The following is an 11,563-nucleotide window of genomic DNA, read 5'->3' as shown; positions in this document are numbered from 1 at the left end:
TCTTAGTATAGACGTATTGGATTTTTGGATTTTTTAGAAAATTATGATAAAATAAAGGATATGAAAAATGGGGACTCCTCATGCCTAGTTTAACTAGGAAACAAAATAGAAATTAGGTAGCTAGATGTCATCTAAAGTTATTGTTACAATTTTTGGTGCTAGTGGAGATTTGGCTAAACGCAAGCTTTACCCTTCACTCTTTAGACTTTATAAATCAGGTAATCTTTCTGATCATTTTGCTGTTATTGGAACTGCTCGTAGACCTTGGAGTAAAGAGTATTTCGAATCTGTCGTTGTCGAATCTATTTTAGACTTGGCAGATAGCGCAGAAGAGGCTCAAGCTTTTGCTAGTCATTTTTACTATCAAAGTCACGATGTTAATGACACTGAGCACTATATCGAATTACGTAAGCTTCAGGCTGAGTTAAATGAAAAATATCAAACTGAACACAACAAACTCTTCTTCCTCTCAATGGCACCTCAGTTCTTTGGTACCATCGCCAAACATCTCAAGTCTGAGCAAATTGTTGATGGTAAAGGCTTTGAACGTTTGATCGTTGAGAAACCTTTTGGAACAGACTATGAGACTGCAAGCAAACTAAACGAAGAACTCCTAGCTACTTTTAACGAAGAGCAAATCTATCGTATCGACCACTATCTTGGTAAGGAAATGATTCAAAGCATATTTGCCATTCGTTTTGCTAATATGATTTTTGAAAATGTTTGGAATCGTGAACACATCGATAATGTTCAAATTACCTTTGCAGAACGTCTAGGTGTTGAAGAGCGTGGTGGCTACTATGATGAGTCTGGTGCCCTTCGTGATATGGTTCAAAACCATACACTCCAACTCCTGTCGCTCTTAGCTATGGATAAACCAGCAAGCTTTACAAAGGATGACATTCGCGCAGAGAAAATCAAGGTCTTCAAGAACCTTTACCACCCAACAGATGAGGAACTTAAAGAACACTTCATCCGTGGTCAATATCGTTCAGGTAAAGTCGATGGTATGAAGTACATTTCTTACCGCAGCGAACCAAATGTCAACCCAGAATCAATGACAGAAACCTTCGCTTCAGGTGCCTTCTTTGTTGAGAGTGACCGTTTCCGTGGTGTTCCATTCTTCTTCCGTACAGGTAAACGCCTAACTGAAAAAGGAACACACGTGAACATTGTCTTCAAACAAATGGATTCAATCTTTGGAGAACCACTAGCACCGAATGTTCTGACCATCTACATCCAACCAACCGAAGGATTCTCTCTCAGTCTTAACGGTAAAAAGGTCGGGGAAGAGTTTAGCCTTGCGCCAAACTCGCTTGACTATCGAACAGATGCGACTGCAACAGGTGCTTCACCAGACCCATATGAAAAACTCATCTATGATGTTTTGAACAATAACTCAACTAACTTTAGCCACTGGGATGAAGTGAGTGCATCATGGAAATTGATTGACCGTATTGAAAAGCTTTGGGCTGAAAACGGGGCTCCACTTCATGACTACAAGGCTGGTAGCATGGGACCTCAAGCTAGCTTTGATCTCCTTGAAAAATACGGTGCTGAGTGGACTTGGCAACCAGATATCGCCTATCGTAAAGATGGTCGTTTAGAATAATCAAAAACAATCCTGCAAGAATTCTTGCAGGATTTTCGTTTATATCAAACCTTCTAGAAGGCCCTTCATGAAGTTCTCAGAGTTGAATTCACCGATATCATCGATTTTTTCACCAAAACCAATCAACTTAACAGGAATATTAAGTTCCTCACGGATAGCCAGAACAACACCACCTCGGGCAGTTCCATCAATCTTGGTTAAGACAATTCCTGTAACAGGAGTAATTTTTGAAAACTCTTTGGCTTGTACAAGAGCGTTTTGTCCTGTTGAGGCGTCAAGTGCTAGGAAGGTTTCATGCGGAGCTTCTGGCACAACACGTTTAATGATCCGACCAATTTTTTCCAACTCTGCCATCAAGTTTTCCTTGTTTTGTAAACGGCCAGCTGTATCAATCATCAAAATGTCAACACCTTCTGCTACTGCTCGTTCCATCCCATCAAAGACAACACTAGCTGGATCTGCTTTTTCAGGTCCAGTAACCACAGGAACATCTACACGACGGCCCCATTCTGCTAGCTGAGCTACCGCACCAGCACGGAAGGTATCCGCAGCAACAAGCATGACTTTCTTGCCAGCTTGTTTGTAGCGGTGAGCTAATTTACCGATTGAAGTTGTTTTCCCGACACCATTAACACCTACAAAGAGCATGACTGTCAAACCATCTTGGAAGTTAATGCTTTCATTGTATTGTCCATCTTTTTCGTAAAGCTCTACCAATTTTTCGATGATCACACGACGGAGGACATCTGGTTTCTTGGCATTTTCAAGTTTTGCTTCATAGCGTAATTCTTCAGTGAGATTTGAAGCTACCTGTACACCAACGTCACTCATGATTAAGAGTTCTTCTAGTTCTTCGAAGAATTCTTCATCAACAGAGCGGAAGTTAGCAAAGAAAGCATTCAAACGAGCTCCAAAGCCCGTACGAGTTTTCTTGAGACTACGGTCATATTTTTCCTGTACAGTCTCTTGAACTTGAGGAATTTCTTCGATTACTAGATCTTCTTCCTCTTCTTCAGAAGTATCTGACTCCGTCTCGTCTGGTTGAACTTGATCAGCTTCTTCATCGTCGCTATCACTTGAAGGTACTCCTTCGACTGGTGACTCAGGTTCTTCTGCAACAAACTCTGCTACCTCTTGAGCTCTTTCTTCAGTTTCTTCAACTTCTGTTGACTCTGACTCTTCCTGACAACAATGACACTCAGTTTCTTCTTCAAACTGAGTTGCTTCTGGTTCAACTGTTTCTAGAGTAGTTTCTGCCTCTGGTTCTGCAGACTCACTAGCTTCTTTAGAATAAGTTTCTTCAACTTCTGAACTATGATCGATTTCCTCAGTATTTTTCACTTCAACTTCTTCAGTTTCAAGTGCTTCAACTTCCTCGCTAGGTTCTGTCAGATCCAAGTTTTGCAAAGCTTCTTTAACGACTTCTTCGATTTTTGGTTCTTCTTTTCTCCCAAATAAACGGTCAAATAATCCCATTCTTTAGTTCTCCTTCAGTACATATTTTTCAATGACCCAGGCAACAGCTTCCTCGTCATTGGTCATAGGGGTTACTACATTTGCAACTTCCTTGACCTCAGGCACAGCATTTTGCATAGCAACACCGAGTCCTGCCCATTCAATCATGGAAAGGTCATTAGCCTCATCTCCACAAGCCATCACTTGACTTTGGTCAATTCCTAGATGGTCTATCAATTTAGCTAATCCAGTAGCCTTATGAACGTTCTTTGGTGACCATTCCAAAAGCATGTCGCGAGATTTAAAAATTTCATAATTGTTAAACAAGTCTGGTGAAATATTAGCAATTGCGGCATCCAGTGGTTCTTGGGCAAAAGCGGTCACACACTTGTTGTAGGTCAGCTGACTAGACAAATCTCCAAAGTCAATTGGAACAAAGTTTAAAACAGGGTTAAACTTGGCGTAAAGACTTTCTTGATCTGATTGGATTTGGTAAACTGTACCTTCTGAAATGGCATCTAAAGGAATGCCTAGTTTTTCAGTTTCCTCGTAAATACGTGTCACATCATCAATAGAGAATACTGTCTTATCGAGGATCTCACCTGTATTTTTCTGAACCAATCCACCATTAAAGGTGATAGTATACTCGTCATCATGGCCGTCTGTTCCAAGCTCTTTGAGGAAGAAATCCATAGCCTTGAGAGGACGTCCAGTTGTCAGTACCACTTTGACTCCCTGTTCACGCGCAGCCTTTAAAGTTGCCTTGGTATGATCAGTCAACTTCTTGTCTGTCGTCAGCAAAGTCCCATCTAAGTCTAGGGCAATTAATTTAATATCTGCCATTACAATCCCTCCATATAAGCAATAACTGATTGGTCTTTGTGATGTCCGATAACTGTTTCAGCTAGTTCTAAAATCTCTGGACGAGCATTTTCAGGTGCTACCGGGTGCCCTACAACTTGCATCATGTGCAGGTCATTAAGATTATCACCAAAGGCCATCACTTGGTCCATATCCAAATTCAATTTTTTTGCTAGCTCTACAATTGCAACTCCCTTGTCAACATGGTCTAAAACGATGTCAATGGATTCAAAGCCTGTCGTCATAGCCTTAACACCAGGCACATGTTCATTGACCCAAGCTTCTCCAGCGTCAACCGTTTCTTCAGTGAAGTTAGTTGTGAATTTGAAAATCTCATCGGTAATATCTTCAAGACTGGCTACTTTTTTGATATTTTCATTGTAATGATGACTAAACATAAGATAGATTTCATCTACTGTATCTAAGACATAGCAAGCCTCTTTGCCAGTCAAGAGCATTTTCTTCTCATCAAAATAAGGTGAAGTCTTTAGCTTTTCAAATGTTGATAGGTAAAAATCACGAGGCATGGTTGCTTCATAAAGGTCCTCTCCATGAAAACGAACCAAACTACCATTTTCAGCAATAAAGATTATCTCATCTTTGACATCCGCAAAATGCTTTTCAAGTGACAAAAGCCCACGACCAGATGCAACAGCAAAATAGATTCCTTTTTCTTTATAAGAATGGAGCAACTTTTTCAGACGCTCCATATCAAATTGACCGGCACCATCTAAAAAAGTACCGTCCATATCCGTTGCTACTAATTTAATCATAAAATTCTTCATACTCCAATTAATAAATCTACCTTCTATTATACCATAGAAAAAGTAAAAAAAGACGTGCTGAATTGACACGTCTTTGTCTTCTAAAAATTAATCCGTAAGGGCAATTTAAAGGCCAGGCTGATTTGCTTACTTTCTTTTATATCCAACCTCCCAACACTTTTCAGCCAAAGTTCTTGATTGAAGTCTATTCTGAAAGTTCATCAGCTATTGCGTAAAAATTATCAATCTTTGTCTGAGATACATTTGTCACAATCATAAATAGCATATAGTTCTTGACATATAATCTTGCATATGAAAAAATACTTGTTGGAGGTTGATCATATGACTGAAAAAATCAAAAACTGGGTTAATATTTGCGTTTTGAAAAATCAAGAAATTTTATTACTTAATAGGCAGCACGATAATTTTCCTGGCTGGATTCCACCGGGGGGAAAAGTTGAATTCCCTGAAAGTTTTTTCGAAGCTGCATTACGGGAACTTAAGGAAGAAACTGGACTCACTGCATTAAATCTTGAATTAAAAGGAATTTCAGGCTTTACTAATTCAATTGGTAATGAGAGATTTGTCTTCTATGACTTTTTATGTACTCAGTTTACTGGTGAACTAAGTACATCTGCTGAAGGTGAGCCAAAATGGTGGAATCTAAAAGATATTGATAAAATACCAATGCAAGATGAAATAAGAAAAAGGCTACCACTTTATTTAAGAAAAGGAAACTTTGAAAGTATTAACTATTGGGATGATAATAAGAAATGCATTAGTGAAAACAAAACAATTTTATTTGACTAATATTCTCTACGGTATAATCAAGGGTATCTAATAAAAATCATCTACTCTAGCAATTTTTTCCTTCTACCTATAGATAGCTATAAAGCCTTGGAAACAGCTTATTCCAAGGCTGTCTTTGTATTTTATTGTATCAATTTCCTTATTCCGATTTCAGTTGTGACAAGTTTAATCATATATATTTCCATTCTCCGGTTAAAATTCTATCTTCTATTGGGCTAACTGTTATTAAAAATATAAGCCCTTTTCCACACTTTCCTGAATCAAGTCTTCCGTCAGTTTCCATAATTCTTCTGATTCACTTTTTATGAACTTTTTCTTTTCTAATACCATGTCTGCACTGATATTATCAGGATTATAATTGAATTCTGACACTTCCAAGTGATTAATCAGCGGTACCAAGGCGTCGATTACTCTTGCATATCTTGCTTCAGCACTCTGCCCTTTTTCAAATTCCAACCACAAATTTTTCATATTCAAATATTTTTCTTCTGGAAGGATACTCATTGTTTTTTCTATAGATGCTAGTTCTCTATCATGAGAATGAAGCTTTTTTTCATCATCAAAAACCCAAGTATCTCCGGCATAAATCTCACCTAAATCATGAATCAATAACATAGGAATCACTTTTTCCATATCCAATTTCTTAGGATAATAATCTTGAAGAACCATCGCAGCTATGGCACCCTGCCAGGAATGCTCAGCACTATTTTCAAATCTGCCATCAAGAGTTCTATTAAATCTTGTCACTGACTTTAATTTCTCTATTTCTTTAATAAAATCAACAGAATGTTTCAAATTACTCATTATTGCTCCTATCTAATTCGAAATTACAAATATATTAGCAAAAATTAATCTTTACATCATTAATTTCCCGTATTTGCAAAAAAATAACGCCTAATCCACATGAAATTAGACGCTGATAAAATAACTCTCGCTTATACATCAATTCAAGGTTCTCTTGTCCATATTTGGCAAAGAGAGCTTGAACTTAATAATACAAAGTCGAATCACAAAGCCAACTATTGAGAGAATGATAAAGGCAGTAATTCTTGGAAAGTGAAGGACAAAGGCCAACCAGTAATAAATAACTCCGATTACGAAAGATAGAAGGGCATAAATGTCTTCTTTAAGAACACTCGGAACTTCGTTGATTAATAGGTCTCGGATAATACCACCACCGGCTCCTGTTAAGCAGGCTAAAAGACCTGCAGACATCAAATTTAGCTTACTATCCACTAAGGCTGTCGCTCCAATCAAGGAGAAAATAATCAGCCCAATAGAGTCAAAGATGAGATAGGCTTCCCTCAACCACTTATAGAACTTTTTATCATGACTAGCATTGGCCTGTTTTGAAGTTACAAAGACATACATAATAACCGCTACCAGGATAGAGACATAAATGGGGCTAGGATCTGCTAGAGAAGCTGGAAAGCGACTAATAATGGAATCTCTTAGGATTCCTCCGCCTACTGCAGTTACAATTGCCAATAAACTGATTCCAAAAATATCTAAACGTTTACCAAATCCTTTGATGGCTCCTGACGCCGCAAAGGCTATAGTCCCAATATAATTACAGATCATTAGGAATAGATCAAAATCCATATAAGCTCCTCAAATTATTTTTGTAACCCTTCTGACTTCTTAAAGGTCATTCTAAATGCTTAGCTGAAAGTTTGTAACGAGCACTGACTAAGCATCCATATTCTCTAAATCTTTTAGTTTTACAGAGACAATCTTTGATACACCAGATTCTTGCATGGTTACTCCATAGATAGAGTCTGCCGCTGCCATTGTTCCCTTACGGTGAGTAACAACGATAAACTGACTATCCTTATCAAATCGATTGAGGTAATCCCCAAAGCGTTTAACGTTTGCTTCATCGAGTGCAGCTTCTACTTCATCCAAGATAACAAATGGGATGGTCTTGACCCGAATGATTGAGAAGAGCAAAGCCAGAGCTGACAGGGCCTTCTCTCCACCACTCATGAGATTGAGAGATTGGATTTTTTTACCTGGTGGTTGAACAGAGATTTCAACTCCTGCTGTCAATAAATCACCTTCTGTCAGAATTAGGTCTGCTTGTCCACCTCCAAACATCTGCTTGAAAGTCACCTTAAAGGACTCACGAATAGCTTCGAAGGTTGATTTAAATCGTTCCTTCACTTCATCGTTCATCTCTGTAATGGTTTCAAGAAGCAAATTCTTAGCAGAAAGAATATCATCTCGTTGAGTATTCAAGAATTCCAAGCGTTCGTGTACTTCGTCAAACTGTTCAATGGCATCCAAGTTAACCGGACCAAGTGAACGAATGGATTTTTCCAAATCCTTAACCTTTTGTTCAGCGACAGCCAAGTCTTCCAATTGGTTGGCTTGTTCTAATGCTTCCGTATAACTAATCTGGTATTCTTCAGTCAGTTGACCTTGAAGATAGCGAAGGCGGTCTGTAATCTTCTCTTTAGTCGCTTCTGCTCGTGTTTGCTTACGAATCCATTCTTCATTTTGCTGACGAGCTTGTTCTAAATGACTAGCAATATCATCCAATTGACCTTCAATATCATCTAGTTCAAACTGCTTACGAATCAATCCTTGTTGAATTTCTTCCTTTTGACTCTTAGCTTCTGATTCCTGCTTAGCCAAAAGTTCTGTATCAACTTTTTCAAGATTGTCTACTTTTTCTTGCAAAAGACGTTCAATCTCTTCTTGCTCGATATTGAGGTTCTCAAGTTCATTATTAATCCGTTCAATATCGGTAACTTCATAACGCTTCTGTCCAAGCATTTCTGTTTTGAGCAGACGCTCTTGAGAAAGTTTTTCTTGTAAGTTTTGATAGCGTTCCTGAATAGCATTTTTATTGGACTTGATTTCTTCAATCTCAGATTCCAGCTTTTGCTTTTCGGTTGCAATAACTGCGAGACGTTCTTGGCATTTTTCTTTTTCAGCTTGCCAATCTCCACATCTGAGATTAGTTAATTCTTGCTCCTGAAGTTTTAAGAGTGTTTCGAGTTCTTCGACTTGCTGGCTAGTTTGTTGATAAGCTAGGTACAAGCCTTGTTCTTCTATACGAGCTTGTTCCCCTTTGGACTTAATAGTCTCCAAAGTTTGACTAAGTTCGTTCAAGGCTTCTTGAACTGATTTCAGATTTTCTTCCTCTTGACGAAGAAGCTTTTCTTCTTGAGCAATCTCTTTTTGCAACTGCTCCAATTCAGGCTTGATGAAAATGCTGTTATTTTGACGATTAGCACCACCAGCATAAGAACCACCTGTTCGCAATTCTGTACCATCTAGCGTTACCATTCGAACTTGATAACGCACCTTACGAGCTGCATCACGCGCATGTTCAACTGTATCAAAAATAGCTGTGGTAGCTAGCAGATTTTTAAAGATAGCTTCAAGCTTGGCATCAAAAGTAACCAATTCATCTGCCATGCCAAGAAAACCAGGACTTGAGGCAATCACATCTTGGTTTTGACCTGAAATACTACGTGCCTTAATGGTTGTCAAAGGCAGGAAGGTAGCGCGACCAGCACGGTTTCTTTTTAGGAAATCGATAGCCTTCGTTGCTGCCTGTTCATCTTCAACGATGATATGTTGGCTACTTGCACCGAGCGCAATTTCAAGAGCGGTTTGATAATGAACGTCAAAGGTTAAATGTTCACTGACTGCACCTATGATGCCACCTAAACGATTTTTTTCTTGTAAGACACTCTTAACACCAGCATAGAAATTACTATGATTTTTAAGAATGTTTTCCAAACTTTGCGCCTTGGCCTGTTTGTTTTTCAGACTATCCAAACGGTCAAAGAGTTGATTTTGCTGACTTTGATAAGCCTGCTTTTGTGCTTCTTCTTGCTTGGCATTGGTCTGATAGTCAGCAAGTAAGCTTTGTACTTCTTCTTTAGCTGATTTAAGGGCAGCTTCTTGCTCACTAGCCTTGAACTTGGCAGAAGCCAATTGTTCCTTCAAGGATTCTAATTGTTCTTCTTGCTTTTGAGTTTGTTGGCGACTATTTTCAAGGTCGTTTTCAATCCGTGTCAATTGGTTGGACACATCAGCTTCTTCTTGCAGAAAGGCAACGAAGCGTTCACGCAATTGCTCAATCATTTGGTCTGGATCATCAGAAAAAGCTAATAACTCAGCTTCTAGATGATTGAGTTCCTTAGTATTGACCACTAAATTTTCTTCTAACTGACTGAGATTTGCTTCTTTTTCTTCCTTCTCCTGAATGAGAGCCTTTCTCTTTTCATCCAAACTAGCCAAACGGGTCTGCGCTTCTTGTTGATTGAGGGCAACTTGCTCAGTTTCTAGTTTAGATAAAGCTAACTTACGTTCTAAATCACTGATTAAACTAGTCAAATCAATCAAGCTTGACTGGTCTTTTGCCATCTCAGCCTGTAGATCATGACGTTTCTTTTTGAGAGCTTGATTTTCTTCTTCTAAGTCTTGACGTTTTTGATAATATCCGGTTAAAAGTTCTTGGACTTGGTTTAATTCTTCTTCTGTTAGATCCAATTCAGCCTTATTGTTTTGAATCTGAGCAGCCAAAACGTCCAAGTAGATGGCTTTTCGTTGACCGTCTAATTCTATAAATTTGCGTGCAGTTGTCGCTTGTTTTTCCAAGGGCTTGATTTGATTGTCCAGCTCATAGATGATATCTTCCAAGCGGTCTAGATTATCTTGAGTTTGTTGAAGTTTGCTTTCAGTTTCTTTTCGACGGGTTTTATACTTCAAAACTCCCGCCGCTTCTTCAAAAATAGCCCGCCGTTCTTCAGGTTTGGAGTTAAAGATTTCTTCGACCTTTCCTTGGGAAATGATGGAGAAAGAATCACGTCCGAGTCCAGTATCTAAGAAAAGGTCATGGATATCACGGAGACGAACTTTTTTCCCGTCTATCTTGTACTCACTATCTCCACTACGATAGATATGACGTTCAACTTTGATTTCCTGGCCTGCATCCTTAATAAAGCCATCTTTATTATCCAAAGTAACAATAACAGAAGCGTAGTTTAGAGGTTTCCGACTTTCTGTTCCTGCAAAGATGACATCAGGCATCTTCCCACCACGCAGACTCTTGACACTAGATTCACCAAGTGCCCAACGGAGGCTTTCAGTGATATTTGATTTCCCAGAGCCATTTGGTCCTACAACCGCCGTCACCCCTTGGTCAAAAACAACCTTGGTCTTGTCAGCAAAGGACTTAAACCCTTGGATCTCAATTTCCTTTAAATACATGAATCCAGCCCTTTCTCAACTGCATTTTTAGCGGCTTCCTGCTCGGCCAATTTTTTAGAGCGTCCTTTACCTGAACCTAGACTTTGCCCCTCAACAAGGACTTCAACCTCAAACATCTTATCATGGGCTGGCCCAATCTCTGAAATCACCTGATAACGAATATCAACATCTCCATTAACTTGGAGCAATTCTTGCAGGTGAGTCTTATAATCCTTGATCATCTCAAAATCGCCAGCTTCAACCTTTGGAATCATGACTTGGTAGATAAAGGTTTTAACAATTTTTATATCCTTATCTAAAAGCAGGGCACCCAAAAAGGCTTCGAAGGCATCCCCCAAGATCGTATCTCGGTTACGGCCTCCCGATTTTTCCTCACCCTTACCAAGCTTGATAAACTGGTCAAACTGACAATCACGGGCAAAACCAGCCAAACTCTCCTCACGGACAATCATAGCTCGTAGTTTTGACAGGTCCCCTTCTGGTTTTTTAGGGTATTTTTTAAACAGATATTCTGAAATCAATAATTGCAGAACAGCGTCTCCTAAAAATTCCAAGCGTTCGTTGTGTGAAATTTTTAAGAGGCGGTGCTCATTGGCATAACTGGTATGGGTAAAAGCTGTTTCAAGTAAGCTTTTATCTGTAAAAACAAGTTCAAAACGGTCTTGTAACACTGATTCTAATTCTTTCATGACTACCTCTTTCTAAATCATTATAATCCTATCCATTATATCAAAAAAAGGCTTCATAGTCAGAAAAGAACAGTGAAAAGCTTATTTTCTAACTTCTAGCTAAAATCAGCCCCCAGCTAGCGGATTAGGCTTTTTTTTGGTAT

At 38.9% G+C, this 11,563-nt stretch carries 9 protein-coding genes; 2 read left to right on the top strand and 7 right to left on the bottom strand.

Going from position 1 to position 11,563, the window contains the following annotated elements; translation table 11 throughout:
* The first annotated feature begins 124 nt into the window (after positions 1–124).
* Positions 125–1,612, top strand: a complete 1,488-nt coding sequence (zwf, locus tag AB2B50_RS02615) for a glucose-6-phosphate dehydrogenase (protein WP_320692343.1) — start codon at positions 125–127, stop codon at positions 1,610–1,612.
* Between the two features lie 39 nt (positions 1,613–1,651).
* On the opposite strand, the gene ftsY is transcribed toward zwf, so the two are convergent.
* From ftsY to AB2B50_RS02600, 3 genes are read right to left on the bottom strand one after another with little or no spacing between them, the layout of a single operon-like run.
* Positions 1,652–3,088, bottom strand: a complete 1,437-nt coding sequence (gene ftsY, locus AB2B50_RS02610) for a signal recognition particle-docking protein FtsY (RefSeq protein ID WP_320692342.1) — start codon at positions 3,086–3,088, stop codon at positions 1,652–1,654.
* 3 nt (positions 3,089–3,091) lie between these two features.
* A complete protein-coding gene (locus AB2B50_RS02605; RefSeq protein WP_320692341.1) occupies positions 3,092–3,910 on the bottom strand; it encodes a Cof-type HAD-IIB family hydrolase in 819 nt (272 codons plus the stop codon).
* On the bottom strand, positions 3,910–4,701 hold the full coding sequence (locus AB2B50_RS02600; RefSeq protein WP_320692340.1) for a Cof-type HAD-IIB family hydrolase: 792 nt from the start codon (positions 4,699–4,701) through the stop codon (positions 3,910–3,912). Before AB2B50_RS02600 ends, AB2B50_RS02605 begins: the two co-directional genes overlap by 1 nt.
* 333 nt (positions 4,702–5,034) lie before the next feature.
* Between AB2B50_RS02600 and AB2B50_RS02595 the strand changes: the two genes are divergently transcribed.
* Positions 5,035–5,502, top strand: coding sequence for an 8-oxo-dGTP diphosphatase (locus AB2B50_RS02595; protein ID WP_320692339.1), 468 nt, complete (start codon positions 5,035–5,037; stop codon positions 5,500–5,502).
* Between the two features lie 225 nt (positions 5,503–5,727).
* Here the strand turns inward: AB2B50_RS02595 and AB2B50_RS02590 are convergent, their stop codons facing one another.
* The 4 genes from AB2B50_RS02590 to rnc all read right to left on the bottom strand — a co-directional run bounded on the left by AB2B50_RS02590 (position 5,728) and on the right by rnc (position 11,420).
* The gene (locus tag AB2B50_RS02590) at positions 5,728–6,306 is read right to left on the bottom strand and encodes an HD domain-containing protein (RefSeq protein ID WP_320692338.1); all 579 of its coding nucleotides are present in this window, start codon (positions 6,304–6,306) and stop codon (positions 5,728–5,730) included.
* Between the two features lie 138 nt (positions 6,307–6,444).
* Positions 6,445–7,104, bottom strand: a complete 660-nt coding sequence (locus tag AB2B50_RS02585) for a trimeric intracellular cation channel family protein (protein WP_320692337.1) — start codon at positions 7,102–7,104, stop codon at positions 6,445–6,447.
* Positions 7,105–7,191: 87 nt separating this feature from the next.
* Positions 7,192–10,731, bottom strand: a complete 3,540-nt coding sequence (gene smc, locus AB2B50_RS02580) for a chromosome segregation protein SMC (protein ID WP_320692336.1) — start codon at positions 10,729–10,731, stop codon at positions 7,192–7,194.
* On the bottom strand, positions 10,722–11,420 hold the full coding sequence (gene rnc, locus AB2B50_RS02575) for a ribonuclease III (protein ID WP_320692335.1): 699 nt from the start codon (positions 11,418–11,420) through the stop codon (positions 10,722–10,724). The genes smc and rnc overlap by 10 nt, the downstream gene beginning before the upstream one ends.
* Positions 11,421–11,563: the final 143 nt, after the last annotated feature.

It is taken from the genome of Streptococcus fermentans (assembly GCF_040888305.1).
GTDB classification, from domain to species: domain Bacteria; phylum Bacillota; class Bacilli; order Lactobacillales; family Streptococcaceae; genus Streptococcus; species Streptococcus fermentans.
Note: the sequence above shows the minus strand (reverse complement) of the source record. Positions and strands in the feature narration are given on the sequence as shown.

Bases quoted from the DNA above. Each gene is read 5' to 3' on its own strand.
- zwf (WP_320692343.1), top strand. From the start codon at position 125: ATGTCATCTAAAGTTATTGTTACAATTTTTGGTGCTAGTGGAGATTTG.
- ftsY (WP_320692342.1), bottom strand. From the start codon at position 3,088: ATGGGATTATTTGACCGTTTATTTGGGAGAAAAGAAGAACCAAAAATC.
- AB2B50_RS02605 (WP_320692341.1), bottom strand. From the start codon at position 3,910: ATGGCAGATATTAAATTAATTGCCCTAGACTTAGATGGGACTTTGCTG.
- AB2B50_RS02600 (WP_320692340.1), bottom strand. From the start codon at position 4,701: ATGATTAAATTAGTAGCAACGGATATGGACGGTACTTTTTTAGATGGT.
- AB2B50_RS02595 (WP_320692339.1), top strand. From the start codon at position 5,035: ATGACTGAAAAAATCAAAAACTGGGTTAATATTTGCGTTTTGAAAAAT.
- AB2B50_RS02590 (WP_320692338.1), bottom strand. From the start codon at position 6,306: ATGAGTAATTTGAAACATTCTGTTGATTTTATTAAAGAAATAGAGAAA.
- AB2B50_RS02585 (WP_320692337.1), bottom strand. From the start codon at position 7,104: ATGGATTTTGATCTATTCCTAATGATCTGTAATTATATTGGGACTATA.
- smc (WP_320692336.1), bottom strand. From the start codon at position 10,731: ATGTATTTAAAGGAAATTGAGATCCAAGGGTTTAAGTCCTTTGCTGAC.
- rnc (WP_320692335.1), bottom strand. From the start codon at position 11,420: ATGAAAGAATTAGAATCAGTGTTACAAGACCGTTTTGAACTTGTTTTT.